Origin of the sequence: Azotobacter vinelandii CA (genome assembly GCF_000380335.1) — a bacterium.
Classification (GTDB): domain Bacteria; phylum Pseudomonadota; class Gammaproteobacteria; order Pseudomonadales; family Pseudomonadaceae; genus Azotobacter; species Azotobacter vinelandii.
In genome coordinates, this window is record NC_021149.1 from 1,409,678 (window position 1) to 1,435,948 (window position 26,271).

General features: G+C 67.5%; 22 protein-coding genes. 16 read left to right on the top strand and 6 right to left on the bottom strand.

What is annotated here, in order from left to right; genetic code table 11:
* Positions 1–58 precede the first annotated feature (58 nt).
* From AVCA_RS06505 to AVCA_RS06525, 5 genes are all read left to right on the top strand, one after another.
* The gene (locus AVCA_RS06505) at positions 59–1,264 is read left to right on the top strand and encodes an MdtA/MuxA family multidrug efflux RND transporter periplasmic adaptor subunit (RefSeq protein ID WP_012700068.1); all 1,206 of its coding nucleotides are present in this window, start codon (positions 59–61) and stop codon (positions 1,262–1,264) included.
* 2 nt (positions 1,265–1,266) lie between these two features.
* A complete protein-coding gene (locus tag AVCA_RS06510; protein WP_012700069.1) occupies positions 1,267–4,380 on the top strand; it encodes an efflux RND transporter permease subunit in 3,114 nt (1,037 codons plus the stop codon).
* A complete protein-coding gene (locus tag AVCA_RS06515) occupies positions 4,377–7,478 on the top strand; it encodes an efflux RND transporter permease subunit (RefSeq protein WP_012700070.1) in 3,102 nt (1,033 codons plus the stop codon). The genes AVCA_RS06510 and AVCA_RS06515 overlap by 4 nt, the downstream gene beginning before the upstream one ends.
* 8 nt (positions 7,479–7,486) lie before the next feature.
* The gene (locus AVCA_RS06520; protein ID WP_012700071.1) at positions 7,487–9,010 is read left to right on the top strand and encodes an efflux transporter outer membrane subunit; all 1,524 of its coding nucleotides are present in this window, start codon (positions 7,487–7,489) and stop codon (positions 9,008–9,010) included.
* Positions 9,011–9,235: 225 nt separating this feature from the next.
* The gene (locus AVCA_RS06525; protein ID WP_407919056.1) at positions 9,236–9,715 is read left to right on the top strand and encodes an integrating conjugative element protein; all 480 of its coding nucleotides are present in this window, start codon (positions 9,236–9,238) and stop codon (positions 9,713–9,715) included.
* Positions 9,716–9,781: 66 nt separating this feature from the next.
* On the opposite strand, the gene AVCA_RS06530 is transcribed toward AVCA_RS06525, so the two are convergent.
* Both AVCA_RS06530 and pobA read right to left on the bottom strand, forming a co-directional pair.
* On the bottom strand, positions 9,782–10,300 hold the full coding sequence (locus tag AVCA_RS06530; RefSeq protein WP_012700073.1) for a DUF2501 domain-containing protein: 519 nt from the start codon (positions 10,298–10,300) through the stop codon (positions 9,782–9,784).
* 168 nt (positions 10,301–10,468) lie between these two features.
* Positions 10,469–11,653 (bottom strand): 4-hydroxybenzoate 3-monooxygenase, encoded by a 1,185-nt coding sequence (gene pobA, locus AVCA_RS06535; protein ID WP_012700074.1) that lies wholly within the window; start codon positions 11,651–11,653, stop codon positions 10,469–10,471.
* A gap of 167 nt (positions 11,654–11,820) precedes the next feature.
* On the opposite strand from pobA, the gene AVCA_RS06540 reads away from it, so the two are divergent.
* On the top strand, positions 11,821–12,732 hold the full coding sequence (locus tag AVCA_RS06540) for a helix-turn-helix domain-containing protein (RefSeq protein ID WP_012700076.1): 912 nt from the start codon (positions 11,821–11,823) through the stop codon (positions 12,730–12,732).
* A 29-nt stretch (positions 12,733–12,761) separates the two neighbouring features.
* Here the strand turns inward: AVCA_RS06540 and AVCA_RS06545 are convergent, their stop codons facing one another.
* The gene (locus AVCA_RS06545) at positions 12,762–13,247 is read right to left on the bottom strand and encodes a MarR family winged helix-turn-helix transcriptional regulator (protein ID WP_012700077.1); all 486 of its coding nucleotides are present in this window, start codon (positions 13,245–13,247) and stop codon (positions 12,762–12,764) included.
* A 564-nt stretch (positions 13,248–13,811) separates the two neighbouring features.
* Between AVCA_RS06545 and fadB the strand changes: the two genes are divergently transcribed.
* The 6 genes from fadB to AVCA_RS06575 all read left to right on the top strand — a co-directional run bounded on the left by fadB (position 13,812) and on the right by AVCA_RS06575 (position 21,336).
* A complete protein-coding gene (gene fadB / locus AVCA_RS06550) occupies positions 13,812–15,959 on the top strand; it encodes a fatty acid oxidation complex subunit alpha FadB (protein WP_012700079.1) in 2,148 nt (715 codons plus the stop codon).
* A gap of 16 nt (positions 15,960–15,975) precedes the next feature.
* Complete coding sequence (fadA, locus tag AVCA_RS06555; RefSeq protein ID WP_012700080.1) at positions 15,976–17,151, top strand: acetyl-CoA C-acyltransferase FadA; 1,176 nt, start codon at positions 15,976–15,978, stop codon at positions 17,149–17,151.
* 84 nt (positions 17,152–17,235) lie between these two features.
* Positions 17,236–17,472: a DUF1653 domain-containing protein gene (locus AVCA_RS06560; RefSeq protein WP_012700081.1), complete on the top strand. Its 237-nt coding sequence runs from the start codon at positions 17,236–17,238 to the stop codon at positions 17,470–17,472.
* 264 nt (positions 17,473–17,736) lie between these two features.
* Positions 17,737–20,343 (top strand): type I DNA topoisomerase, encoded by a 2,607-nt coding sequence (gene topA, locus AVCA_RS06565; protein ID WP_012700082.1) that lies wholly within the window; start codon positions 17,737–17,739, stop codon positions 20,341–20,343.
* Positions 20,344–20,491: 148 nt separating this feature from the next.
* Entirely contained in the window at positions 20,492–21,016 is a 525-nt protein-coding gene (locus AVCA_RS06570) for a DUF6586 family protein (RefSeq protein ID WP_012700083.1), read from the top strand.
* A gap of 86 nt (positions 21,017–21,102) precedes the next feature.
* Entirely contained in the window at positions 21,103–21,336 is a 234-nt protein-coding gene (locus AVCA_RS06575; RefSeq protein WP_012700084.1) for a hypothetical protein, read from the top strand.
* 61 nt (positions 21,337–21,397) lie between these two features.
* Here AVCA_RS06575 and sulA read toward each other — a convergent pair whose 3' ends face one another.
* Both sulA and lexA read right to left on the bottom strand, forming a co-directional pair.
* Positions 21,398–21,868: an SOS-induced cell division inhibitor SulA gene (gene sulA, locus AVCA_RS06580; protein ID WP_012700085.1), complete on the bottom strand. Its 471-nt coding sequence runs from the start codon at positions 21,866–21,868 to the stop codon at positions 21,398–21,400.
* Between the two features lie 8 nt (positions 21,869–21,876).
* A complete protein-coding gene (gene lexA / locus AVCA_RS06585) occupies positions 21,877–22,485 on the bottom strand; it encodes a transcriptional repressor LexA (RefSeq protein ID WP_012700086.1) in 609 nt (202 codons plus the stop codon).
* Positions 22,486–22,647: 162 nt separating this feature from the next.
* On the opposite strand from lexA, the gene AVCA_RS06590 reads away from it, so the two are divergent.
* The 4 genes from AVCA_RS06590 to AVCA_RS06605 are packed head-to-tail and all read left to right on the top strand — an operon-like array spanning position 22,648 to position 25,693.
* Entirely contained in the window at positions 22,648–23,367 is a 720-nt protein-coding gene (locus AVCA_RS06590) for a TetR/AcrR family transcriptional regulator (RefSeq protein WP_012700087.1), read from the top strand.
* Between the two features lie 45 nt (positions 23,368–23,412).
* On the top strand, positions 23,413–23,937 hold the full coding sequence (locus AVCA_RS06595; RefSeq protein WP_175555951.1) for a L,D-transpeptidase: 525 nt from the start codon (positions 23,413–23,415) through the stop codon (positions 23,935–23,937).
* Between the two features lie 10 nt (positions 23,938–23,947).
* Positions 23,948–24,946, top strand: a complete 999-nt coding sequence (nagZ, locus tag AVCA_RS06600; protein WP_041807041.1) for a beta-N-acetylhexosaminidase — start codon at positions 23,948–23,950, stop codon at positions 24,944–24,946.
* Between the two features lie 9 nt (positions 24,947–24,955).
* Positions 24,956–25,693, top strand: coding sequence for an S-methyl-5'-thioinosine phosphorylase (locus AVCA_RS06605; protein WP_012700090.1), 738 nt, complete (start codon positions 24,956–24,958; stop codon positions 25,691–25,693).
* 53 nt (positions 25,694–25,746) lie between these two features.
* On the opposite strand, the gene AVCA_RS06610 is transcribed toward AVCA_RS06605, so the two are convergent.
* Positions 25,747–26,271, bottom strand: coding sequence for a CsiV family protein (locus tag AVCA_RS06610; protein WP_012700091.1), 525 nt, complete (start codon positions 26,269–26,271; stop codon positions 25,747–25,749).

The window sequence follows — 26,271 nt, forward strand, 5'->3', positions numbered from 1 at the left end:
CACTCTCTGCACATTTGTCTGTTCCGATGGCGCCCGGTTTCAGTCGTCGGTCGGAATCATGATTCAGCCTTCTTCCTCACGCGGTTTCACGCGCCTGTCGCTGGCGCTGCTCCTGTCGCTGGCCGCGGCGGGGGCGGGCTGGTATTTCCTCTCGCAGCGCCAGGTCGGCATGCCGCCGCCCATGGACGAGGCCACGCCGGTGCAGGCCGGCACGGCGACGCTGGCCAGCGTGCCGGTCCACCTGGACGCGCTGGGCACGGTCAGCGCCAACTACACGGTGACGGTCACCAGCCGGATCGACGGAACCCTGCAGGCCGTGCACTTCACCGAGGGCCAGCGGGTGAAGAAGGGCCAGTTGCTGGCGGAGATCGACACCCGCACCTATCAGGCCACGCTGGCCCAGTATCAGGGCGAACTGGCGGAAAACCAGGCGCAACTGGCCAACGCCAAATTGACCCTGACGCGCTACAGCCGCCTGTACGCCAAGGATTCCCTGGCCCGCCAGGACTTGGACACGCAGATCGCCCTGGTCGAACAGTATGCCGGCGCGGTGAAGGCCAGCCAGGCGCAGATCCGCTCGGCGCAGGTGAACCTGGGCTACGGGCGGATCGTCGCGCCCATCGACGGCTACGTCGGCCTGCGCCAGGTGGACCCCGGCAACATGGTGCACGCCAGCGATACCAGCGGCATCGTCACCATCACCCAGACCCAGCCCATCGCGGCGAAATTCAGCATTCCCCAGGCCAACCTGCAGGACGTGCTGCAGCCGCTGCGCCGCGGCGAGAGCCTGGCGGTCGAGGCGCTGTCGCAGCAGGGCGACGAGGTGCTGGCCGGGGGCACGGTGAAGTTCATCAGCAACGAGATCGACACCGCGACCGGCAGCGTGCAGCTCAAGGCGCTGTTCGACAACCCGGACGAGCGGCTCTATCCCAACCAGTTCGTCAACGTGCGGCTGCGCATCGGCACCCTGGAGAACGCCGTGCTGGTGCCGGCGGCGGCGGTGCAGCTCAGCGACGCCGGCAAGTTCGTCTACCTGATCGGCCAGGACGATACCGTCAAACGCCAGACCGTCACGGTCGGGCCGAGCGCCGCGGACGGCCGGGTGGCGATCCTCTCCGGCGTCGCCGGCGGCGAGCGGGTGGTGACCCAGGGCGTCGACCAGTTGGGCAACGGTTCCAGGGTCAGCGTGGTGGATGCGACCGAGGTGGACATCAGCGTCATCGAGACCGGCAAGCGGCCCGCTGGCATGCCGCCGGGGCCCTGAACATGAATCCTTCCGGTCTTTTCATCCGCCGGCCGATCGCCACCCTGCTGATCATGCTGGCGGTGCTGCTGAGCGGTCTGCTGGCCTATCGCATCTTGCCCATCGCGGCGCTGCCGCAGGTGGACTACCCGACCATCCAGGTGACCACCTTCTACCCCGGCGCCGGGCCGCAGGTGATGCTCACCGCCGTCACCGCGCCGCTGGAGCGGCAACTGGGGCAGATGTCCGGCCTGAGCCAGATGTACTCGACCAGTTCCGGCGGCGCCTCGGTCATCACCCTGAAGTTCAACCTCGACCTGTCGCTGGACGAGGCCGAACAGGAGGTGCAGGCGGCGATCAACGCCGCCGACAGCCTGCTGCCCAGCGACCTGCCCAATCCGCCGACCTACAAGAAGGTCAACCCGGCCGATTCGGCGGTGCTGACCCTGGCGGCCAGTTCGGAGAGCCTGCCGCTGATCGAGGTGCAGGACCTGATCAACACGCGCATCGCCCTCAAGCTGTCCCAGGTGTCCGGGGTCGGCCTGGTCAGCCTGGCCGGCGGCCAGCAGTCGGCGATCCGCATCCGCGTCGATCCGGTCGCCCTGGCCGCCCACGGCCTGGCGCCGGAAAACGTCTACGAACTGGTCAACGGCGCCAACGTCAACGGTTCCAAGGGCGGCTTCGACGGCCCCGACCACTCGGTCACCATCGACGCCAACGACCAGTTGCGCAGCGCCGCGGAATACGCCGAGCTGGTGCTGACCTACGAGGACGGCAAGGCGCTGCGCCTGCGCGACGTGGCCAGCCTCGACGAGGCGCCGGAGAACCTCTACCAGCGCGCCTGGGCCGGTGCGAAGCAGGCCATCGTCATCAACATCCAGCGCCAGCCCGGCGCCAACGTGATCCAGGTGGTGGACAGCATCGAGGCGCTGCTGCCCAGCCTGCGCGACAGCCTGCCCGGCGCCGTGGAGCTGGAGGTGCTGGCCGACCGCACCCAGACCATCCGCGCCTCGGTCGAGGACGTGCAACTGGAGCTGATCCTGTCGGTCGCCCTGGTGGTGCTGGTGTCGTTCATCTTCCTGCGCAACCTGGCCGGCACCCTGATCCCCAGCGTGGCGGTGCCGCTGTCCTTGATCGGCAGCTTCGGGGTGATGTACCTGGCCGGCTTCTCGCTGAACAACCTGACGCTGATGGCCCTGACCATCGCCACCGGCTTCGTGATCGACGACGCCATCGTGGTGGTGGAGAACATCCAGCGCCACCTGGAAGAGGGCGAGCCGCCGCTGCAGGCGGCGCTCAAGGGCTCGGCGGAGATCGTCTTCACCGTGGTTTCGCTGACCCTCTCGCTGATCGCCGTGCTGATTCCGCTGCTGTTCATGGGCGACGTGGTGGGCCGGCTGTTCCGCGAATTCTCCATCACCCTGGCGGTGTCGATCCTGGTGTCGATGTTCGTCTCGCTGACCCTCACGCCGATGCTCTGCGCCTACCTGCTGCGGCACATCCCGGCGGCGGAGGAGAGCCGCTTCTCGCGCTGGGGCGGCTTGCAGTTCGAACGGCTGGTGGCCGTCTACGACCGGGCGCTGCGCTGGGTGCTGGCGCACCAGGGCTTCACCCTGCTGGTGGCGGTTTCCACCCTGGCGCTGACCGCGGCGCTGTACCTGTTCGTGCCCAAGGGTTTCTTCCCGATCCAGGACACCGGCCAGTTGCAGGGCATCGTCCAGGCGCCGCAGAACGTCTCCTTCGAGGAGATGAGCCGGCGCCAGCAGGTGCTGGTGGAGGTGCTGCGCGCCGATCCGGCGGTCGCCTCGCTGTCTTCCATCGTCGGCGTGGACGGCAGCAACGTCTCCCTGAACATGGGCCGCCTGCAGATCGAGCTGAAACCCTTCGCCGAGCGCGACGAGCGGGCCGACGCGGTGATCGAGCGGATGCGCCGGGCCGCCGCTCAAGTGACCGGGGTCAGCCTGTACCTGACCGCCAGCCAGGATCTGAGCGTCGACGACCAGGTCACCCCCAGCCGCTATCAACTGACCCTGGACACGCCGGTGCTGGCCGACCTGGAAACCTGGGTGCCGCGCCTGCTGGAGCGGCTCAGGGCGCGCCCGGAACTGCGGGACGTGGTCAGCGGCCTGCAGAACGCCAGCCCGGTCGCCTACCTGCAGATCGACCGGGCGGCGGCGGCCCGCTACGGGATCAGCGCCAGCGACGTGGACACGGCGCTGTACAACGCCTTCGGCCAGCGGCTGATCTCGACCATCTTCACCCAGGCCAACCAGTACCGGGTGGTGCTGGAGGTGGCGCCGGCCTTCCGCCGGGGACCGGCCGACTTCGAGCGCGTCTACCTGACCGGCAGCGCCACGGACGACTCCACCGACGGCGAGACGCCCATGGTGCGCCTGAGCAACATCGCCAGCCTGCGCGAGCGGACCGGCCACCAGTCGCTGGCGCGCCTGAACCAGACGCCCGCGGTGACCCTGTCGTTCAACCTGGCGCCGGGCTACTCGCTGGAGCAGGCGCGCCAGGCGGTCGGCGAGGCCTGCGCCGCCATCGGCCTGCCGGAAAGTATCACCCTGCGCTACCAGGGTGCCGCCGACGCCTTCGCCACGGCCACCGGCAACACCCTGTGGCTGATCCTGGCGGCGCTGGTCACCATGTACATCGTGCTCGGCGTGCTCTACGAGAGCTGGATCCATCCGGTCACCATCCTCTCCACCCTGCCGTCGGCGGCCATCGGCGCGCTGCTGGCCCTGCTGGCCAGCGACAGCGAGTTCGGCCTGATCGCGCTGATCGGGGTGATCCTGCTGATCGGCATCGTCAAGAAGAACGCCATCATGCTGATCGACTTCGCCCTCGACCGGCAGCAGCGCGGGCTGGCCGCCCGCGAGGCGATCCACGAGGCCTGCCTGCTGCGCTTCAGGCCGATCCTGATGACCACCCTGGCCGCGTTGCTCGGCGCCCTGCCGCTGATGCTGGCCCAGGGCGCCGGGGCCGAGCTGCGCCGGCCGCTGGGGCTGGTGATCGTCGGCGGGCTGCTGCTCAGCCAGTTGCTGACCCTGTTCACCACGCCGGTGATCTACCTGCTGTTCGAGCGCCTGGCGCAGCGCCGCCGCCGCCACGCGGCGGCCGGTGAGCCGGCATGAACTTCTCGCGGCCCTTCATCCTCCGCCCGGTCGCCACCCTGCTGCTGAGCCTGGCGCTGGTGCTGGCCGGCGCGCTGGGCTACCGGCTGCTGCCGGTGGCGCCGCTGCCGCAAGTGGATTTCCCCACCATCATGGTCGAGGCCAGCCTCGCCGGGGCCAGCCCGGAAACCATGGCGGCGACCGTGGCGATGCCGCTGGAGCGGGCCATGGGGCAGATCGCCGGGATCACCGAGATGACCTCGACCAGCTCCCAGGGCTCGACCAACGTGATCGTCCAGTTCGACCTGGACCGCGACATCGACGGCGCCGCGCGGGACGTGCAGGCCGCCATCAACGCGGCGCGCAGCCTGCTGCCGAGCAGCATGAAATCGCTGCCCACCTACCGCAAGGCGAACCCCTCGGACGCGCCCATCCTGATGCTCTCGCTGATCTCGGAGAGCCTGAGCAGCGGCGAGCTGTACGACCTGGCCTCCAGCAAGCTGCAGCAGAAGATCGCCCAGGTGAAGGGCGTCGGCGAAGTCTCCCTGCGCGGCAGCGCCCTGCCGGCGGTGCGCATCGACCTGCAGCCGCAGCCCTTGAGCCAGTACGGGATTTCCCTGGAGACGGTGCGCAGCCGCATCGCCGAGGCCACCAGCAACCTGCCCAAGGGCTCCCTGCAGGGCGAACGGCAGCACTGGTGGATCGACGCCAACGCCCAGTTGACCCGCGCCGCCGACTACCGCGACCTGCCGATCGCCTACGCGGACGGCAAGGCGCTGCGCCTGGGCGACGTGGCCAACGTCTACGACTCGGTGCAGGACCTCTACACCGCCGGCTTCCACGACAACCGCCCCTCGGTGACCATCGGCGTGACCCGCCAGGCCGGGGCGAACATGCTGGAAACCATCGACAGCATCAAGGCGCTGCTGCCGCTGCTGCGTGGCATGCTGGACGGGCAGGCCGAGCTGGTGGTGGCCATCGACCGCTCGCCGAACATCCGCGCCTCGCTGCTGGACACCGAGGAAACCCTGCTGATCGCCATCCTGCTGGTGATCGCGGTGGTCTTCGTATTCCTGCGCGACGCCCGTGCGCTGCTGATCCCGGCGGCGACCCTGCCGATCTCGCTGATCGGCACCTGCGCGGTGATGTACCTCTTGGGCTACAGCCTGAACAACCTGTCGCTGATGGCGCTGATCATCGCCACCGGCTTCGTGGTGGACGACGCCATCGTGGTGCTGGAGAACATCAGCCGCCACCTGGAGGCCGGCTCGTCGCCGCTGCGGGCGGCGCTGCGCGGCACGCGGGAAGTGGGCTTCACCGTGCTGGCGATGACTCTCTCGCTGATCGCCGTGTTCATCCCCATCCTGCTGATGGGCGACATCGTCGGCCGGCTGTTCCGCGAGTTCGCCGTCACCCTGTCGGTGGCCCTGCTGATTTCCATGCTGGTGTCGCTGACCCTGACGCCCATGCTCTGCTCGCGCCTGCTGAAGGCGCACGCAGGAACCACGGACAACGCGTTGTACCGGCTGATCGAACGCCTGCTGGACGCCCTGGCGGCGGCCTATGCGCGCAGTCTGGAATGGGTGATGCGCCACCGCCGGCTGACCCTGGCGAGCCTGCTGCTGACGGTGGCCGTCAACCTCTTCCTGTTCGCGGTGGTGCAGAAGGGCTTCTTCCCCAACCAGGACACCGGCATGCTGATGGGCCAGTTGCGGGCGGATCAGAACACCTCGTTCCAGTCCCTCGAACCCCGGCTGCTGGCCTTCAGCGAACTGATCCGCCAGGACCCGGACGTGCAGGGCGTGATGGCCTCCACCGGCAGCGGCGGCTTCGGTTCGCGCAACACCGGCAATTTCTTCGTGCGCCTCAAGGACAGCGACCAGCGCACCGCCACCGCCATGGAGATCGCCAACCGGCTGAGCGCCAGGACCCGCCACGTCGCCGGCGCCTCGCTGTTTTTGATGCCGGCGGAAGACCTGCGCATCGGCGGGCGCAGCGCCAACGCCCTGTACCAGTACAGCCTGCAGTCGGAAGACCTGGCGACCCTGCGCGAATGGACGCCCAAGGTTCACGCCACCTTCAAGCAGTTGCCGCAGCTCAGCGGGGTGGATAGCGATTCGCAGACCGGCGGCCAGGAAGTGAAGCTGGTCTTCGACCGCCAGCGGGCGATCCAGCACGGGCTGGACGTGGCGGATCTCGACGACTTCCTCAACAACGCCTTCAGCCAGCGGCAGGTGGCGACCCAGTACCGGGAACTGAACCAGTACTACACCATCATGGGTCTGGACCCGGCCTATACCCACGATCCCGAGGTGCTGGAGCGGCTCAAGGTGCTCAACGCCCAGGGCGAGGCCATCCCGCTGTCCCGGCTGGCGCGCATCGAGAGCGCCAACGGTTCCCTCTCGGTGGCGCACCAGAACCAGATGGCGACCAGCACCGTCGCCTTCAACCTTGCCGACGGCGTTTCGCTGCAGGCGGCCAAGGCCGCCATCGACCAGGCGCTGGTGAGTATCGGCCTGCCTGGCTCGGTGCACGGCGGCCTGCAGGGCACCGCGCAAGCCTACGAAAGCCTCGCCGCCAGCATGCCCTGGCTGATCCTGGCGGCGCTGGCCGCCGTCTACATCGTGCTGGGCATCCTCTACGAAAGCCTGATCCACCCGCTGACCATCCTTTCCACGCTGCCCTCGGCCGGGGTCGGCGCCCTGTTGCTGCTGATCGCCACCGGCACGCAACTGACGGTGATCGCGCTGATCGGCATCCTGCTGCTGATCGGCATCGTCAAGAAGAACGCCATCATGCTGATCGACTTCGCCCTGCTGGCCGAGCGCAACCAGGGCCTGGCGCCGCGCGAGGCCATACTGCTGGCCTGCCGGATGCGTTTCCGGCCGATCATGATGACCACCCTGGCGGCCTTCTTCGGCGCCCTGCCGATGGTGCTGGAGAGCGGCGGCGACGCCGACCTGCGGCGCCCGCTGGGGCTGACCATCTGCGGCGGGCTGGCGCTCAGCCAGTTGCTGACGCTCTACACCACGCCGGTGGTCTACCTCTACCTCGACCGTTTCGGCCGCAGCATCGCCCGTTTCTGGCGTGTGCATGTCCGCCGTCTGCCTGCCCTGTGAGATTCGCCATGGCTCTACCGTCCCTTTTCTTGCGTATCCGGCCGCTGACCCTGGCGCTGACCCTCGGCGGGCTGAGCGGCTGCATGCTCGGCCCGGACTACCAGCGCCCGGCTGTGAGCATGCCGGTCGACTACAAGGAGGCCGCCGGCTGGAAGGCCGCCACACCGCGCGACGGCGAGGCGCGCGGCGACTGGTGGCGGGTCTATGGCGACGCGCGGCTCGACGCGCTGCTGGTCCAGGTGGAAGTCTCCAACCAGAACGTGGCGCAGTACCTGGCCCAGTACGCCCAGGCGCTGGCCCTGACCGGACAGTCGCGGGCGGACCTGTTTCCTTCCCTGCGGGGCAGCGCCGGCATGACCCGCAGCGGCTCGGGCGGCGGCACCTACCTGACCTCCAGCACGGGCTCCTCCACCAGCAGCGCTACCGGCAGCAGCGGCAGCGAAGGCGTCACCCAGAGCAGCAGCCGCAGCGTGTCGGGCATCAGCGACAACTACTCCGCGCAGCTCAGCCTGAGCTGGGAACTGGACCTGTGGGGCAAGCTGCGCCGCACCCTGGAGGAGGACCGCGCCAGCGCCGAGGCCAGCGCCGCCGAACTGGCCGACGCCACCCTGAGCGCGCAGTCCAGCCTGGCGCAGAACTATTTCCAGCTCCGCGTGCTGGACGAGCGTATCAGGCTCTACGACATCAACATCCGCTCCTATGAGCGCTACCTGCGGGTGGTGCGCGACCAGTACGAGGAAGGCCAGACCTCGCGGGCCACCCTGGCCCAGGCGGAAACCCAACTGGAATCGGCGCGCGCCTCGTCCCTGGACCTGCGCTGGCAGCGCGCCCAGTACGAGCACGCCATCGCCATCCTGATCGGCAAGGCGCCGGCGGAGTTCTCCCTGCCGGTGGCGGAGCGCTTCGAACAGCGGATTCCCGAGACCTCGGCCGGCGTGGCCTCCAGCCTGCTGGAGCGGCGCCCGGATATCGCCGCCGCCGAGCGCGACGTGGCGGCGGCGAACGCCGCCATCGGCGTCGCCAAGAGCGGCTATTTCCCCGACCTGACTCTGAGCGCCAGCGGCGGCTTCCAGGATTCCGGCACCAAGAAACTGTTCACCGTGGCCAACCGCTTCTGGTCCATCGGTCCCTCGTTCAGCCAGACGCTGTTCGACTTCGGCTCCACCCGCGCCGAGGTCGCCCAGGCCCGCGCCAGCTACGACGCCGCCGTGGCGACCTACCGGCAGACGGTGCTGGACGCCTTGGGCGAGGTGGAGGACTACCTGGTCGAACTGCGTACCCTGGAAACCGAACTGGCCGCCCGGCGCCGGGCGGCGGACGCGGCCCGGGAATCCGAACGGGTCACCTACGACCAGTACGAGGAAGGGATGATCGACTACCTGGACGTGGCGACCACCCAGAACACCAGCCTGAGCGAGCAGCAGAGCGTGCTGCAACTGGTCGGCACCCAACTGGTGGCCAGCGTGCAACTGATCGTGGCGCTGGGCGGCGGTTGGCAGAATGAAACGGAGGCGCCGGCCACGGCTCGCTGAGCGCATCCACTGTGTGACTCCGGTCGCCGGAAAGGCCCCGTTGCTGATAATTTCGTCATGAGTCCATCCAACCCCCTTCGGGCAAGGGCGTGGGCGAGGGAAGCGGTCAACGGATGGCGGCGGGAAAACGGGAATGGATTCGTTTGGTTTTAGCAGGGAAGGTACGGCCCGTGGCCGGCGACGTTTCCTGTCGATGTCGGACAATCCATGGCGGCGATGAACCCGATGAATACCTGGAACAGACGGATGCTCTGCTGCGTCCTGGCCGGCCTGCTCACGGCTTGCTCATCGGCGGGGCCGGGGGAGGGACAGCAGGGCGGCGCGGCCCGGGCCCGGCAATCCGGGCAGCCGAAACCGGCCGTGGACGCCGGCGGGGCCGAGATGTTGCCGGTGGTTTCCTGGCGCCTGTCGCCCGGTCCGATCGAGAGCCGCGCGATCGAGGCGCCGGGCATGCGGCCGGTGTTCCTGGTCGGCGACGACAGTCTGTCGAGGAGCTGGCTACGGGCGAAGCGGGACCGGCTGCGGCGCCTGAATGCGCTCGGCCTGGTGGTGAACGTCGCTTCGCCGGCGGGTCTCGCGGAGTTGCGCGGGCTGGCGGAGGGACTGTCGCTGATCCCGGTGTCCGGCGACGATCTGGCGGCCCTGCTGGGGTTCGCCCACTACCCGGTGCTGGTCACTTCCACCTACATCGAGCAATGGCCATGAGTCTTGCAAGGCCCGCCGCTGCCTCGAGGCGGGGCGCCCTGCGCGGGGCAGGGCGCTTGCCGGGGATCAGAGCAGCGATTTGCCGTAGCTCAGAACCTGGTCGCAGACCTTGTCGGTCAATTTCTGCTTGAGGGTGCTGCTGCTCAGGTCGACTTCCGTGCCGCTGTCACCACCCAGGATACCCTGGAGTCCCTGCTGGTAACCTTCATCCTGGGTCGCCTCTTCCTGGCCGCCGAGCAGTCCGGTGAGCTTGCTGCTGATGCTACTGGCGTCGCTCTTCAGGTAGTTGTTGTTGACGCAGTACTGCAGTACGCCGGCCACGTTTCCGGTGCCGACCGAATCCAGTGAGGGCACGGAAACGCCGGTCAGGCCGGTCAGCCCACCCAGTCCGCCGAGACCGCTGGTCTGGGTCGCCTGGGTGGCCTGCTGGGTCGTCTCGCCGCTGTTCTTGTTGCCCATGGCGCCATTGAGAATGCCCAGCGCGCTGGAAACGCCGCTGCTTTCGGCCTGGCTCTGGCCGGCGACGCCCGCCAGCAGGGCGAACAGCAGAACGGCACGGGAGGTGAAGCGTTTGTCTCGAATCATGGTAAGACTCCAACGACATCGAATGAATCAAACGTCCGTTTGGACAACGCACTGTGCCAGATAGTTACCGCAGGTTTCCATCGGACGTGGTGCCGTTCCCGTGGCGAATGGCGGGGCGGGGAAACGGCGGTGCGACAGGCGCCGCCGTTTCCGGCTGGAGCGCGGCGGTCAGGCGATCTCTTCGTAGGGCAGGCCGACGTAGTTCTCGGCGATGGTCACGCGGCCCGCTTCGGAGTCGAGGTAGTAGTCGCGGTCGGCCAGTTGCATGCGCCTGTCGAAGGCGTCGCTACCTTCGAAGTCGTGCAGCAGGTTGGTCATGAACCAACTGAAGCGTTCGCCTTTCCAGACCCGGCGCAGGGCCAGCTCGGAGTATTTTTCCAGGAGCTCGGTGCGGCCTTCGCGGTAGACCTTGAGCAGGATGCGGTACAGGTAGCAGACGTCGCTGCCCGCCAGGTTCAGGCCCTTGGCGCCGGTCGGCGGGACGATGTGCGCCGCGTCGCCGACCAGGAACAGCCGGCCGTACTGCATGGGCTCGACCACGTAGCTGCGCAGCGGCGCGATGCTTTTCTCCAGCGACGGCCCGGTGACCAGCCTGTTCGCCACGTCGCCCGGCAGGCGGCGCTTGAGTTCGTTCCAGAAGCGCTCGTCGGACCAGTCCTCGACCCTGTCGCTCAGCGGCACCTGCAGGTAGTAGCGGCTGCGCGTCGGCGAACGCTGGCTGCAGAGCACGAAGCCCAGGTCGGTGTGCGCATAGATCAGTTCCTCGTGCACCGGCGGCGTGTCGGACAGCAGGCCGAGCCAGCCGAACGGGTAGACGCGCTCGTAATGCGACAGCGCCTCGGCCGGGATGCTCTGGCGCGACACGCCGTGGAAGCCGTCGCAGCCGGCGATGTAGTCGCAGTCGAGACGATGGGTCTGGCCATCCTTCTCGTAGGTGACATGGGGCATTCCGTCCTTGAGGCCGGACAATCGCACGTTCTGCGCCTCGTAGACGATCGGCGCGCCGCTGGCCCGGCGCGCGTCCATCAGGTCGCGGGTGACTTCGGTCTGGCCGTAGACCATCACCGTCTTGCCGCCGGACAGGGCCTTGAGGTCGAGACGGATGCGCCGCCCCGAGCAGGCCAGCTCGATGCCCTCGTGGACCAGGCCTTCGCGGTCCATGCGTTCGGCCACGCCGGCCTCGCGCAACAGGTCGACCACGCCCTGTTCGAGCACGCCGGCGCGGATGCGGCCGAGCACGTAGTCGGGGCTGTGACGTTCGAGGATCACGTTGTCGATGCCGGCCTTGTGCAGCAGTTGGCCGAGGAGCAGGCCGGACGGACCGGCGCCGATGATTGCCACTTGAGTCTTCATTGTTGTTGTCTCTCCGGGTTGGGGCCGGCCTGCCCGTGCAGAGCCGGCTGCGCTGAAGGCCTCTGCATTTTTATTTGGATGGATGAGGAAAATAAGGTGATTTGGACGGTATTACTGGTACTTTCGGATGATTCGTTCGGTTATCGAGCCAGAGGAGAGCGCAGCCCATGAGGCCGATCGCGCCCGACATTCCGGTGTTCAAGCTGTACGGGGAACGACTGGCCTGGCCGACGCCGGACCTTTTGCATTGCGAGTCGATCCCGCAGCGCAGCAGCCTGCATCGCTGGGAGATCAGGCCGCACCGTCATGCCGACCTGTTCCAGTTGCTCTATGTCCAGGCGGGCGAGGCGCTGGTCGAGGTGGAGAACCAGCACCTGCGCCTGGCCGAGGCGGCGATCCAGGTAGTGCCGCCGCTCTGCGTGCACGGCTTCCGCTTCTCCGAGGACATCCAGGGCTACGTACTGACCCTGGCCGCGCCCCTGGTGGCGCATTTGGAGGAGCTCCTGGGACACAACCTGGGCGTTCAGGGCGGATTCGCCTGCCATCCGGTCGGTGCGGATCGGACCTGGCTCGATGCGCTGTTCGAGACGCTCTTTCGCGAATACCGGGGGCACGAACCGGGGCGCGAGTTGCAGTTGCAGTCGCTGGTCAACCTGCTGATGGTCTGGCTCGGCCGCCGCGAACGCCGGCACGCCGCCTCACTCGGCGCCAGCGAGCGCAGCCGCCAGTACCTGGCGCGCTTCATGCGGCTGGTCGAGCAGCATTACCGCGAACACCTGTCGGTGGATGAGTTCGCGCACCGCATCGGGCTATCCGGCGTCTACCTGAACAGCCTGTGCCGCCGACTGGTCGGGCAGAGCGCCCTGCAGGTGATCCATCAGCGTCTGCTGCTGGAGGCCAAGCGCAACCTGATCTACACCACCATGACCGTCAACGAGCTTTCCGACGCGCTCGGCTTCAACGATCCGGCATATTTCTCGCGGTTCTTCCGCCGCCTCGCCGGGCAGTCGCCGAAGGCCTTCCGCCTGAGCGCGGCGGCCGGCGGCATGTCGACGCCGGGGCGGGACGATGAGGAATGAGGGAAGGCCGCGATGGCCTAAAGGACGGCTCAGCGGTAGATCTTGTGCAACAGCCCGATCAACTGCTGGCGCTCCTCGGCGCTGAGCGCCGCGGTGGCTTCCTGGTCGCTCAGCGCGGCCACCTCCCGCAACTGTTTGAGCAGCGTCTCGCCGGCCTTGCTGAGGAAGATGCCATAGGAGCGCTTGTCCGGCTTGCAGCGCACCCGCAGCGCCAGCCCGCGACTCTCCAGCTTGTTCAGGAGGACCACTGCCTGCGGCGGCTCGATGGCCAGCGCACGGGCCAGGTCGGCCTGCATCAGGCCGGGGTTCTGCGCGATGATCGCCAGGGCGGTGAACTGTGCCGGGCGCAGGTCGAAGGCGGCGAGGCGGCCGACCAGTTGCTGGAAGACCTTGAGCTGGGCGCGGCGCAGGGCGTAGCCGATCAGGTCGTCGAGGGAACTGTCCAGCGGACTGTCGGCCAGTTGGGTGTTGGCCTGCGAAGCGGCGGCCGGGGTGGGGCTGGACTTGCTGGACATGGGCGTGCGTTGTTTCCACTTAGTCAATCTGCATAAAAATTCTGCAATGCCTGTCGGAAACTGGCTAGGGCGAGTCACCAATTATTTGCCGCGTTGCGACGGAGCCTGTCTTGGCGCAGGGCAAGACGCGAGGGCTGAGGTTTGGTCGTTCCAAATGAATGAATGCCGAGCCACGCGGCGCTGTGCCGAAGCGGGCCCGTTCCTGCGGGGGTGGCCGGGGCAGGCCATGCGGCGTTGCAGCCTTTGGCAAGGGAATGACCATCGCCCGCGGGTTGTGCCTTGCCGAACGCGGTCCGGGCCCGTTTCCGGCAGCGACGCAAGCGGGGAAACGGATGACTCGCCTTGGAGCTTTCGCGTGCGCCACCCCTTGCCCAAAGGGGCGGGCAGGTGCTGAATGCACCCATGGCCTACCGTCGGGACTCCTCCGGCGGGCAGTGTCCGAGCCGCTCCGGGTGTCGCACGACTATCCTGAGGCCGGCAGCGATCGCACGGGGCCGCGGCGGTTCGCGCGATCCGCGGCCGTTCCGACGCGGCCAGTTCAGCTTCTACTGGGAGAATCAGCCGATGATCTATAAAGGGAAAGCCATCAGGGTTCAGGCCCTCGGGGATGGCATCGCCGAGATGCAGTTCGACCTCGAGGGCGATTCCGTCAACAAATTCAACCGCCTCACGCTGAACGAGTTCCGCCAGGCGGTCGATGCGCTGCAGGCGGAGACTTCGCTCAAGGGTGTGCTGGTTTCCAGCGCCAAGGGTATGTTCATCGTTGGCGCCGATATCACCGAATTCCTCGAACTGTTCCGGGCGCCCGAGGAAGAGCTGCGCGGTTGGTGCCTGGAGATCAACCGGATCTTCTCGGATTTCGAGGACCTGCCGGTGCCGACCGTGGTCGCGATCAACGGTCTGGCTCTCGGTGGCGGCTTCGAGATGTGCCTGGCCTGCGACTTCCGGGTGATGGCCGAGTCGGCCAGAGTGGGTCTGCCGGAGGTCAAGCTGGGGATCAACCCCGGCTTCGGCGGCACCGTGCGCCTGCCGCGGCTGATCGGCAGCGACAATGCCATCGAGTGGATCGCCGCCGGCAAGGAGAACGGCGCCGCCGAGGCGCTCAAGGTCGGCGCGGCGGATGCCGTGGTCGCCGACGAGCGGCTGCGCGAGGCGGCCCTCGACCTGCTGAAGCGGGCCGCCGCCGGCGAGCTGGACTTCCGCGCCCGCCGCCAGCCGAAACTGGAGCCGCTCAAGCTCGGCAACATCGAACAGATGATGGCCTTCGAGAGCGCCAAGGCCTACGTGGCCGCCCAGGCCGGTCCGCATTATCCGGCGCCCCTGGCGGCGGTGAAGACCATCCAGAAGGCCGCCAACTCCGCGCGCGAGGCGGCGCTGGAGATCGAGGTCGGCGGCTTCGTCAAGCTGGCCGCCACCACGGTGGCGCAGAGCCTGGTCGGGCTGTTCCTCAACGAGCAGGAGCTCAAGCGCAAGGCCAGGAAATACGACAAGGACGCCCGCGAGGTGAAGCAGGCGGCGGTGCTCGGTGCCGGCATCATGGGCGGCGGCATCGCCTACCAGTCGGCGCTCAAGGGGACGCCGATCCTGCTGAAGGACATTCGCGAGGAGTCCATCCGCCAGGGTCTGGCCGAGGCCGACAAGCAGCTCGCCAAGCGGGTGGAGAAAGGCCGCCTGACGGTGGGGCAGATGGCCGAGGTGCTCAACGGCATCCGTCCGACCCTGTCCTACGGTGATTTCCCCCAGGTCGACCTGGTGGTCGAGGCGGTGGTCGAGCGGCTAGAGGTCAAGCAGGCGGTGCTCGCCGAGGTGGAGGCCCAGGTGCCGGGGGAGGCAGTGATCGCCTCCAACACCTCGACCATCTCCATCAGCCGGCTGGCCGACTCGCTCAAGCGTCCGCAGCGCTTTTGCGGCATGCACTTCTTCAACCCGGTGCCGCTGATGCCGCTGGTGGAGGTCATCCGCGGCCGGCAGACCGACGAGCGGACCATCGCCACCACCGTCGCCTACGCGCGCAAGATGGGCAAGACGCCCATCGTGGTCAACGACTGTCCGGGATTCCTGGTCAACCGCGTGCTCTTTCCGTATCTCGCCGGCTTCACCCGGCTCCTGGCCGCCGGCATCGACTTCCGGCGCATCGACCGGGTGATGGAAGGGTTCGGCTGGCCGATGGGGCCGGCCTACCTGCTCGATGTGGTCGGTATCGACACGGCGGTGCATGCGCGCAACGTGCTCGCCGAAGGCTATCCCGAGCGGATGAAGGAGGAGGGCGATACCGCCATCGACGTGCTGCTCAGGGCCGGCCGTCTCGGCCAGAAGAGCGGCAGCGGCTTCTACGCCTACGAGCGCGACGGCGGCGCCAAGCCGAAGAAGCTGGAGGACCCGCGGGCGGCCGAACTGCTCGGTCCGCTGGTGCGCGAGACGGGCGAGCTGGACGACGAGGAGATCGTCGCGCGGCTGATGCTGCCGCTGTGCCTGGAGGCGGTGCGCTGCCTGGAGGAGGGCATCGTCGAGTCGGCCGCCGAGGCGGACATGGGCCTGATCTACGGCATCGGTTTCCCGCCCTTCCGCGGCGGTGCGCTGCGCTACATCGACACCCTCGGCGTCGCCCGCTTCGTCGAACTGGCCGACCGCCACGCCGACCTGGGGCCGCTGTACCGACCGACCGAACAACTGCGCGAAATGGCCCGTCAGGGCCGTACGTTCTTTGCCTGAGGGGGAGAGCCGAGTCATGAGTCCGAATCCGAAAGACGCCGTCATCGTCGACTTCGCCCGCACCCCGATGGGCCGTTCCAAGGGCGGCATGCACCGCCACACCCGCGCCGAGAACCTTTCCGCGCATCTCATCACCGAGTTACTGGCGCGCAATCCGCAGGTCGACCCGGCGGAGGTCGAGGACGTGATCTGGGGCTGCGTCAACCAGACCCTGGAGCAGGGCTGGAACATCGCGCGCATGGCTGCGCTGCTGACGCCGATCCCGCACGGCAGCGGCGCGCAGACCGTCAACCGCCTGTGCGGCTCCTCGATGAGCGCGCTGCACAGCGCGGTGCAGGCGATCCAGACCGGCAACGGCGAGGTGTTCGTGGTCGGTGGCGTCGAGCACATGGGCCACCTGCCGATGACCCATGGGGTCGATCCGAACCCGAAGCTGTCCCTACAGGTGGCCAAGGCCGCCGGAATGATGGGACTGACCGCCGAGATGCTGGCGATGATGCATGGCGTGACCCGCGAGCAGCAGGACGCCTTCGCCCTGCGCTCGCACCAGCGGGCGCACCGCGCCACGGTCGAGGGCCACTTCGCCGAGGAAATAGCGCCGATCGAGGGTTACGACGAGCACGGCCAGTTGCGGGTCTTCGAGCAGGACGAGACGATCCGCCCGGACACCACCCTGGAGGGCCTGGCCAAGCTCAAGCCGGTGTTCAACCCGAAGAGCGGCACCGTCACCGCGGGCAGTTCCTCGCAGATCACCGACGGCGCTTCCTGCATGATCGTCATGTCCGGCCAGCGCGCCAGCGACCTGGGCATCCAGCCGCTGGCCGTGGTGCGCGCCATGGCGGTGGTCGGGGTGGACCCGTCGATCATGGGCTACGGTCCGGTGCCGGCCACCCAGAGGGCGCTGGCGCGGGCCGGACTGTCGATGGCCGACATCGACTTCGTCGAGCTCAACGAGGCCTTCGCCGCCCAGGCCATCCCGGTGCTCAAGGACCTCAAGCTGCTCGACGTGCTGGACGACAAGGTCAACCTGCACGGCGGCGCCATCGCCCTGGGCCACCCCTTCGGCTGTTCGGGAGTGCGGATTTCCGGCACCCTGCTGAACATCATGCGGCAGAAGAGTGGCACCCTGGGGCTGGCGACCATGTGCATCGGTCTCGGCCAGGGCATCGCCACCGTCTTCGAGCGCGCCTGATCCCGCTCGGCCAGTGCGACCGGGGTTCATGCCCCGGTCGCGTTTTTCGCGCCCCCTGGGCGTATTCCTTTCCCGGAGAGCGCCATGACTGTACAACCCGGTCTCTACCGACATTACAAGGGAGCCGAATACCGCGTGCTCGGCGTGGTCCGGCATTCCGAGAGCGAGGAGGAACTGGTGCTCTACCAGGCCCTGTACGGCGATTTCGGGCTCTGGGTCCGGCCGCTGGCGATGTTCGCCGAAAGCGTCGAAGTTGACGGTCGCCGGATGCCGCGCTTTGCTTTGATTCGGGTGGAAACCCCGGCTTTTCCGGCTATCTAGGCCATAAGTACGGCCGGGCCACCCTTGACCGCGCGTCGGCGGCCACTATATATAGCGCCGAACAGGAGCCTTGCGGTCGGTTGATTGAATCACTTTCGGCGTCCGAGGCCCCGAACTGCGTTGCCGCTCCTCGTCATAGCCCGGCTATGACCCCGTCACAGCGCCTTGTCTCGGAATTTCCCTCGGCCGAATCTGCGTTCAAGTACCGGCCTGGCAGGCAGACGCTCCCCGCTTTCACCTTTCGAATTAGGAATGCTCCGATCCATGGGTAAATCGCTGGTCATCGTGGAATCCCCGGCCAAGGCCAAGACCATCAACAAGTATCTGGGCAGCCAGTACGTGGTGAAGTCGAGCATCGGCCATATCCGTGACCTGCCCACCAGCGGCTCGGCCAGTACCGCCAAGGAGCCGGCCAAGCGCGGCAAGGGCGTGGCCGAAGGGCCGGCGTTGTCGCCCAGGGACAAGGCCAAGCGTCAGTTGTTCGCGCGCATGGGGGTCGATCCCGAGCACGGCTGGCAGGCCCATTACGAAATCCTGCCGGGCAAGGAAAAGGTGGTCGACGAGTTGCGCCGCCTGGCCCGGGAAGCCGACACCATCTATCTCGCCACCGACCTGGACCGCGAAGGGGAGGCCATCGCCTGGCACCTGCGCGAATCCATCGGCGGCGACGAGGAGCGCTACAAGCGCGTGGTGTTCAACGAAATCACCAAGAAGGCGATCCAGGAGGCTTTCTCCCAGCCGGGCGACCTGGATATCAACCGGGTCAACGCGCAGCAGGCGCGGCGCTTCCTCGACCGGGTGGTCGGCTACATGGTTTCGCCGCTGCTCTGGCAGAAGATCGCTCGCGGCCTGTCCGCCGGCCGCGTGCAGTCGGTGGCGGTGAAGCTGATCGTCGAGCGCGAGCGGGAGATCCGCGCCTTCATCCCGGAGGAGTTCTGGGAGGTGCATGCCGACCTGGGCACCGCCCGCGGCGACAAGGTGCGCTTCGAGGTGGCCAGGGAGCAGGGCGAGGTCTTCCGCCCGCTCAACGAGGCCCAGGCCATGGCCGCGCTGGAGAAGCTCAAGGCCTCCAGCTACCAGGTGCTCAAGCGCGAGGACAAGCCGACCCGCAGCAAGCCCTCGGCGCCCTTCATCACCTCGACCTTGCAGCAGGCGGCGAGCAACCGCCTCGGCTTCTCGGTGAAGAAGACCATGATGATGGCTCAGCGCCTGTACGAGGCCGGTTACATCACCTACATGCGGACCGACTCGACCAACCTCTCCGCCGATGCCCTGGAGATGGCGCGCGGCTTCATCGACAGCGAGTTCGGCGGGAAGTACCTGCCGGCCAAGCCCAATGTCTACACCAGCAAGGAAGGCGCCCAGGAGGCTCACGAGGCGATCCGTCCCTCCGACGTCAACCTGCGGCCGAACCAGTTGGCCGGCATGGAGCGCGACGCCGAGCGCCTCTACGAGCTGATCTGGCGCCAGTTCGTCGCCTGCCAGATGCCGCCGGCCGAATACCTGTCGACCAACGTCAGCGTCCAGGCCGGCGACTTCGAGCTGCGCGCCAAGGGCCGCATCCTCAAGTTCGACGGCTATACCCGCGTGTTGCCGCAATTGGCCAAGCCCGGCGAGGACGACGTGCTGCCGGAGATGAGCGAGGGCGAACTGCTCGATCTGCTCAAGCTCGATCCCAGCCAGCATTTCACCAAGCCGCCAGCGCGCTACAGCGAGGCCAGCCTGGTCAAGGAGATGGAAAAGCGCGGGATCGGCCGGCCGTCCACCTACGCGGCGATCATCTCGACCATCCAGGAGCGCGGCTACGTGACCCTGCAGAATCGCCGCTTCCATTCGGAGAAGATGGGCGAGATCGTCACCGAGCGGCTCGGCGAGAGCTTCGCCAACCTGATGGACTACGGCTTCACCGCTAGCATGGAGGAGCATCTGGACGACGTCGCCCAGGGCGAGCGCGACTGGAAGAACCTGCTCGACGAGTTCTACGGCGATTTCCGCAGGAAGCTGGAGGCGGCCGAATCCAGCGAGGCCGGCATGCGCGCCAACCAGCCGACCCTGACCGACATTCCCTGCCGCGAATGCGGCCGGCCGATGATGATCCGCACCGCCTCGACCGGCGTGTTCCTCGGCTGCTCGGGTTACAACCTGCCGCCCAAGGAACGCTGCAAAGCGACCGTCAACCTGATCCCGGGCGACGAGATCGCCGCGGACGACGAGGGCGAATCCGAATCCCTGCTGCTGCGCCACAAGCGTCGCTGCCCGAAGTGCGGCACGGCGATGGACGCCTATCTGCTCGACGAGCGGCACAAGCTGCACATCTGCGGCAACAATCCGGACTGCCCCGGCTACGAGATCGAGGAGGGCCAGTACCGCATCAAGGGCTACGAGGGGCCGACCCTGGAGTGCGACAAGTGCGGTAGCGAGATGCAGCTCAAGACCGGCCGCTTCGGCAAGTTCTTCGGCTGTACCAACGCCGCCTGCAAGAACACCCGCAAGCTGCTGAAGAACGGCGAGCCGGCGCCGCCGAAGATGGATGCGGTGAAAATGCCGGAGCTGCGCTGCGAGAAGGTCGACGATGTCTACGTGCTGCGCGACGGCGCTTCCGGCCTGTTCCTCGCCGCCAGCCAGTTCCCGAAGAACCGCGAGACCCGTGCGCCGCTGGTCCTGGAACTGTTGCCGCATCGGGACGAAATCGACCCGAAGTACCACTTCCTGCTGGAAGCCCCTAGCCACGACCCGGAAGGGCGCCCAGCGGTGATCCGCTTCAGCCGCAAGACCAAGGAGCAATACGTGCAGAGCGAGGTCGAGGGCAAGCCCAGCGGCTGGCGCGCCTTCCATCGGGACGGCCGCTGGGTGGTCGAGGACAAGCACTGATCCTCCGGTGTGTCGCGCTCCCAGCGGAAAAGGGCGCCTGTCGTGGACGGCCCGTCGGAGATGGCCGGTGCCGTCCATGCCGCGGGTCCATACTTGATCGCACTTTGGCCTGGTATACAGTGGCTGTCTCGAACCGGAGGGCGCCTGCATGGCCCACGAGCTTTATACACGCACCAACCAGAAACTCTATTTCGCCGGCCTGGCGCTGGCATCCCTGCGCCGGGCGGAGGAAAGCCGGGCGCTGAATGCCCAGGCGCAGGCCATGGCGGAGCGCGAGGCGGTGCTTTTTCACCTGCATGGCGCCCTGCTGGGGCTGTGCCATGAAATCGCCGGCTTCTACCGCCTGCCCGAGGCGGGCGTGCCGCGGGTCGAACGCTTCCTGGATGCCGGATTGCTGTGTGCGGCGCCCAGTCCGGAACTGGCGGAGCTGGTGGAACTGGCCAGCCAGCCGGAAACCTGGCTGGCCGAACTGCTGGACCAGCATACCCGGTTGTTCCAGCCGCCACAGGCGCCGAAGAAAGCCAAGGTCGATCCGCGGCTGCCGCTGATCGAAACGGTGGGCCTGGACGAGGAAGAGGCGTCGCCGCTCCCGAGCACCACGCAACTGGAGCAGTGGAGACAGTCGCTCAAGGATCTGGCCCTGCGCTTTCGCGAGTCCCTGACCGAATGCTGAGCGGGTAGGGGAGCGACGGTCATCCAGTGATGCCCGGGATCGGCTGTTACATTACAATGTCCAGCCTTTTCCACGAGCAGCCCCCTATGCCTACGTCCTTTCTCGAAATCGTCGAACTGCCCGATGGGCGCATCGCCTTGCGTCGCGCCGACGACGAAGAAGAGCTGGTCATCCTCGACTTTTCCGAAAGCGCGAAGAGCTTTCTGCAGGGGCATCACATCGAGGTAGCCAAGGCCATGCTGAACGTGGGCGTGCAGATGGCCGGGCGTCTGGCCGAGGGCGACTTCGAGAGCGACGAACTGCCGCGCGTTTTGCACTGAAGTCGGCCGTGCCCGTGGGGAGCGGGTGCCGTATTCGCCTTTCGCCGCCAGGTCGTGGACTTCAACCCAGTCGGATGTTCAGGCTCTGGGCCCGACCGATTCGCGCGGCCTGGAGCAACCGGTGTCTGGTCGGCCGACTCACCTGGTCCAGCCAACTGACCACCGTATGACTGCGCCCCAGGCGCAGGGCTTCGCACGCCAGCTCGCTCGCTTCCTGTTCGCGGGAGGGGTGCAGCAGGAGAATCCGCTCGCGATTGAGGCCGGCCTCGCGCAGCCAGCCGTGGCTCAGATTGGCCGGGGGGGCCACCAGGGTCAGCCAGCGTCCGTCGTCGCCCTGGCTCAGTTCGCGCAGCATGGGGGCGAGCAGGAACAGGCATTGACCGGCATCGCCACGCAGGCTGAGTTCGCTGAATGGCTCCGTCTGCCTGGCGGCGGGCGATCCGGGCGTTTTCCCGTCGTCGCGGCGGGATGGCCGGGCCAGCGCCGCTTCGAACGGCAACGACTGTGCGTTCAGGGACTGCGAGAGCTGCATGCTTCCTCCTAGCGGCGTATCACGCCGACACTCAATCCTTCGATGGTCAGGTCCTGCTCGGTCAAGTCTATTTCGAGCGGAGAGAATTCCGGGTTTTCGGCGATCAGCCAGACCTTGTCCCCATCGCGCCTGAAGCGCTTGACGGTGACCTCGTCGTTGAGGCGCGCCACCACGATCTGGCCGTTGTGCGCCTCGCGGCAGGTGTGCACGGCGAGCAGGTCGCCATCGTAGATGCCGACGTCCTTCATGCTCATGCCCCGTACCCGCAACAGGTAGTCGGCGCGGGGATGGAAGAAGCCCGGATCGATCTGGCAGGTTTCCTCGATGTGCTGCTGGGCGAGGATCGGTGCGCCGGCCGCGACCCGGCCGACGATGGGCAGGCTGGTCGGTTCGCTCTCGACTTCGCTGCCGGGAATGCGGATGCCGCGGGAGGCCCCCGGAGTCATTTCGATCGCTCCCTTGCGCGCCATCGCCTTGAGATGCTCTTCCGCCGCGTTGGGGGACTTGAAGCCGAGTTCCCTGGCGATCTCCGCCCGGGTCGGCGGATAACCGTTCTCCTCCAGACAGCGCTTGATGAAGGCGAGGATTTCGACTTGGCGAGGCGTCAGTTTGTGCATGGAGGCTGCTCTGTCTTTTTATCCAGTTACTGTGATTATATACAGTATTCTTCGACTGGCAACCGCTCGGTCGAGGATGCTTGCAATCCCTGCTCAGTCCGCTGTCCGAATTGCAATACAATGGCGGTTCAAAGGAATAAGGTCGTCACTGGCGGAGGAAGCATGCCCCACTCGGAAACTGTCGAGCGCATCCTGGACGCTGCCGAGCAGCTGTTCGCGGAAAGGGGATTCGCCGAGACCTCGCTACGACTGATCACCAGCAAGGCCGATGTCAATCTGGCCGCGGTGAACTACCACTTCGGTTCGAAAAGCGCGCTCATCGAGGCGGTCTTCTCCCGGGTGCTCGGCCCCTTCTGCAGCGGCCTGGGGCGTGAGCTGGACCGCCGCCAGGCCGTGGGCGTGGGCCTCGAGGAGCTTCTGGAAATCACCATCGCACAGGCGCAGGCGGCGCGTCCGCGCAGCGGCATGGCGATCTTCATGCGTCTGCTCGGTCTGGTTCTGAACCAGGGACAGGAACACCTGCGGCGCTATCTCGAGGACACCTACGGCAAGCTCTTCCGTCGCTACCTGCTGCTACTGGAGGAGGCGGTGCCGGGGATTCCGCCGCTGGAGCTGTTCTGGCGCACCCATTTCATGCTCGGCGCGGCCACCTTCAGCCTGTCCGGAATCGAAACGCTGCGCGCCTTCGCCGCGGAGCGTTTCGAGGTGCAGACTTCCAGCGAACAGGCGTTGCGCCTGCTGGTGCCCTTTCTCGCCGCCGGCATGCGCGCCGGGAGTGCCATCGAGGACCCGCAACTGGCCAATGCCCGGCCCAGGCCGCGCGGCAAGGCGGTGCAGCCCGCCAGCGCGGTTCGTCCCGTTTCGCCCGAGGCGGACGAGTAGCGGAGCGGTGGGCGGCATCGTCCCGATCGGCTAAGCTAGCGGCCCATGCGAATGCTCGACTTTCTTCACATTTCCCTGGCGGATCAGGCGCTGTACGGTTTCGCCGACGGTCGCCTGCTCCTGCGCCTGGCGGTTTCCACCGCGTTGAACGGTCCCGGCGAGCGGTCCGGTTCCGGCTGTACGCCGCGCGGCCTGCATCAGGTGCGTGCGAAGATCGGCGCAGGCCTGCCGGCGGGAGCCGTGCTGCGTGGGCGGCGCTGGACCGGCGAGGTCTGGACGCCGGAGCTGCACGAAGCCTTTCCCGGCCGCGACTGGATCCTCAGTCGGATCCTCTGGCTGAGCGGCTGCGAAATCGGCCGCAACCGGCTCGGTCCGGTGGACACCTTCCGTCGCTACATCTATCTCCATGGCACGCCGGACAGCGAGCCCATGGGGGTGCCGCGCTCCCACGGCTGCGTGCGCCTGCGCAACGCCGACCTGCTGGAGCTTTACCCGCGCGTGCCCCTGCACTGCCGCGTGCGGATCGAAGAAGCGCCGTGTCCCGAGTGGGCGGCGACCGATTTCAGTTGAAGGATTTTCCATGCAAGGCTCTTTGATGCTGGACATCGCCGGCACCTGGCTGACCGCCGAGGATCGCCAGTTGCTGCGCCAGCCCGAGGTAGGCGGCCTGATTCTGTTCGCCCGCAATATCGAGCACCCGGCCCAGGTCCGCGAACTCTGCGCGGCGATCCGTGCCGAGCGCCCCGACCTGCTGCTCGCCGTGGATCAGGAGGGCGGCCGTGTGCAACGCCTGCGCCAGGGTTTCGTGCGTTTGCCGGCGATGGGGGCGCTGGCCGCACATGGGGAGGACGAACGGCTGGCCGAGGAGTGCGGCTGGCTGATGGCGACCGAGGTGCTGGCAGCCGGGCTGGATTTCAGTTTCGCGCCGGTGCTGGATCTCGATCATGGGCGTAGCGCGGTGATCGGCTCGCGCGGCTTCGCCGGCGAACCGGAGGCGGTCGTCCGCCTGGCCGGGGCCTTCGTCCGTGGCATGCATGCCGCCGGCATGGCCGCTACTGGCAAGCATTTCCCCGGCCATGGCTGGGCGGAAGCCGATTCCCATGTTGCCATCCCCACCGACGAGCGCAGTCTCGATGCGATCCGCGCTCAGGATCTGCTGCCCTTCCAGCGCCTCGGCGGCCAACTGGATGCGCTGATGCCGGCGCACGTCATCTATTCGCAGGTCGATGAGCAGCCGGCCGGCTTCTCCCGCCGCTGGCTGCAGGACATCCTGCGCGGCGAGCTGGGCTTCGGCGGGGTGGTGTTCAGCGACGACCTGTCGATGGCCGGCGCCCATGTGGCCGGCGATGCGGCCGCACGGATCGAGGCGGCGCTCGCCGCCGGTTGCGACATAGGACTGGTATGCAACGACCGGGCGGCGGCCGAACTGGCCCTGTCCGCCCTGCAGCGCCTCGACGCGAAGCCGTCGCCGCGCCTGGCGGGGATGCGCCGGCGAGCCTTCCCTGGCGTCGATTACAAGCAGAACCCACGCTGGCTGCGCGCGCTCGAGAGTCTGCGCCAGGCCCGGCTGATCGATTGAGGAGATGACATGACGGTCCATGCGATCATCGGCGGTACCGGTCTGACCCAACTGGAAGGACTGCGCATCCATCAGTCCCTGTCGCTGGAGACGCCCTTCGGCGCTCCTTCGGCGGACATCCTGCGCGGCGACTACGCCGGCCGCGAGGTGCTGTTCCTGGCTCGCCACGGCCACCCGCACCGCATTCCGCCGCATCGGGTCAATTACCGGGCCAACCTCTGGGCGCTGCGCCAGGCCGGCGCCACGGCGATCCTCGCGGTCAATGCGGTCGGCGGCATTCATGCGGCGATGGGCACCGGGCATTTCTGCGTGCCGCACCAGATCGTCGATTACACCTTCGGCCGGGCGCACACCTACTTCGAGGACGATCTCGACACCGTCACCCATGTGGATTTCAGCCACCCCTATGACGAGACCCTGCGCCGGCGGCTGATCGCGGCCCTGGCCGCCGAGGGCTGCGCCTTCAGCGGGCACGGGGTCTATGGCTGCACCCAGGGGCCGCGCCTGGAGACCGCCGCCGAGGTGGTCCGCCTGGAGCGGGACGGCTGCGACATCGTCGGCATGACCGGCATGCCCGAGGCGGTGCTGGCCCGGGAGCTGGAGCTGCCCTACGCCTGCCTGGCGCTGGTGGTGAATCCGGCGGCGGGCAAGAGCACGGCGCTGATCACCATGGACGACATCGAGCGCGCCATAGGCGCGGGAATGGGCAAGGCCAGGGCTGTGCTGGGGCGGGTCCTGACGGCCTGAGCCGTTTCCTGAAAACGACGAGGATTCCAGCGGTCCTCGTCGTTCGGCATGCGTCAGAGGGGCGTGACCCGGATCAGCAGGCCCAGGTTGCCGTGGTCGAGGAAGGTGAACTGGCCGGTGGACAGGCGGCTGGCCTGTTTCAGGCGCTCGCTGCCGGCGAGGAAGCCGACGTTGTCGAAGCGGTTGATCCAGAATTCCGCGGCGACGTCCAGGTAGCGTCCCTGGGTCAGGCTCAGCGTGCCCTCGATGGGGTGGTGGCCGTGGCTTTCCTTGCCGGCGCTCAATGCCATCCGGCTCGCCGTGCCGCCCAACTGCTGCTGCCAGGCCTGGTGCAGCAGCACCTTGTAACCCTCTGCCCCGGCCAGCTTGGCCGCCTGCTCCTCGAGCGCCGGTGTCCGGCGGTTCGTGTCGTTCAGGGTCTGCGCGCCGGCGGCCCAGTTCTCCGCCGGCGGCTGGCCCGCGGGCAGCGGGTCGCCGGGCTGGCGGAACAGGATCAATTCGACCTGGTACAGCCCTTCGGCAAACGCAGCGGGGGCGAGCAGGGCGAGCAGCAGGGGAAGCAGGCGTAGCGCACGCAT

Excerpts from the sequence above, each read along its gene's own strand:
- AVCA_RS06505 (WP_012700068.1), top strand. The coding sequence starts at position 59 with ATGATTCAGCCTTCTTCCTCACGCGGTTTCACGCGCCTGTCGCTGGCG.
- AVCA_RS06510 (WP_012700069.1), top strand. The coding sequence starts at position 1,267 with ATGAATCCTTCCGGTCTTTTCATCCGCCGGCCGATCGCCACCCTGCTG.
- AVCA_RS06515 (WP_012700070.1), top strand. The coding sequence starts at position 4,377 with ATGAACTTCTCGCGGCCCTTCATCCTCCGCCCGGTCGCCACCCTGCTG.
- AVCA_RS06520 (WP_012700071.1), top strand. The coding sequence starts at position 7,487 with ATGGCTCTACCGTCCCTTTTCTTGCGTATCCGGCCGCTGACCCTGGCG.
- AVCA_RS06525 (WP_407919056.1), top strand. The coding sequence starts at position 9,236 with ATGAATACCTGGAACAGACGGATGCTCTGCTGCGTCCTGGCCGGCCTG.
- AVCA_RS06530 (WP_012700073.1), bottom strand. The coding sequence starts at position 10,300 with ATGATTCGAGACAAACGCTTCACCTCCCGTGCCGTTCTGCTGTTCGCC.
- pobA (WP_012700074.1), bottom strand. The coding sequence starts at position 11,653 with ATGAAGACTCAAGTGGCAATCATCGGCGCCGGTCCGTCCGGCCTGCTC.
- AVCA_RS06540 (WP_012700076.1), top strand. The coding sequence starts at position 11,821 with ATGAGGCCGATCGCGCCCGACATTCCGGTGTTCAAGCTGTACGGGGAA.
- AVCA_RS06545 (WP_012700077.1), bottom strand. The coding sequence starts at position 13,247 with ATGTCCAGCAAGTCCAGCCCCACCCCGGCCGCCGCTTCGCAGGCCAAC.
- fadB (WP_012700079.1), top strand. The coding sequence starts at position 13,812 with ATGATCTATAAAGGGAAAGCCATCAGGGTTCAGGCCCTCGGGGATGGC.
- fadA (WP_012700080.1), top strand. The coding sequence starts at position 15,976 with ATGAGTCCGAATCCGAAAGACGCCGTCATCGTCGACTTCGCCCGCACC.
- AVCA_RS06560 (WP_012700081.1), top strand. The coding sequence starts at position 17,236 with ATGACTGTACAACCCGGTCTCTACCGACATTACAAGGGAGCCGAATAC.
- topA (WP_012700082.1), top strand. The coding sequence starts at position 17,737 with ATGGGTAAATCGCTGGTCATCGTGGAATCCCCGGCCAAGGCCAAGACC.
- AVCA_RS06570 (WP_012700083.1), top strand. The coding sequence starts at position 20,492 with ATGGCCCACGAGCTTTATACACGCACCAACCAGAAACTCTATTTCGCC.
- AVCA_RS06575 (WP_012700084.1), top strand. The coding sequence starts at position 21,103 with ATGCCTACGTCCTTTCTCGAAATCGTCGAACTGCCCGATGGGCGCATC.
- sulA (WP_012700085.1), bottom strand. The coding sequence starts at position 21,868 with ATGCAGCTCTCGCAGTCCCTGAACGCACAGTCGTTGCCGTTCGAAGCG.
- lexA (WP_012700086.1), bottom strand. The coding sequence starts at position 22,485 with ATGCACAAACTGACGCCTCGCCAAGTCGAAATCCTCGCCTTCATCAAG.
- AVCA_RS06590 (WP_012700087.1), top strand. The coding sequence starts at position 22,648 with ATGCCCCACTCGGAAACTGTCGAGCGCATCCTGGACGCTGCCGAGCAG.
- AVCA_RS06595 (WP_175555951.1), top strand. The coding sequence starts at position 23,413 with ATGCGAATGCTCGACTTTCTTCACATTTCCCTGGCGGATCAGGCGCTG.
- nagZ (WP_041807041.1), top strand. The coding sequence starts at position 23,948 with ATGCAAGGCTCTTTGATGCTGGACATCGCCGGCACCTGGCTGACCGCC.
- AVCA_RS06605 (WP_012700090.1), top strand. The coding sequence starts at position 24,956 with ATGACGGTCCATGCGATCATCGGCGGTACCGGTCTGACCCAACTGGAA.
- AVCA_RS06610 (WP_012700091.1), bottom strand. The coding sequence starts at position 26,271 with ATGCGTGCGCTACGCCTGCTTCCCCTGCTGCTCGCCCTGCTCGCCCCC.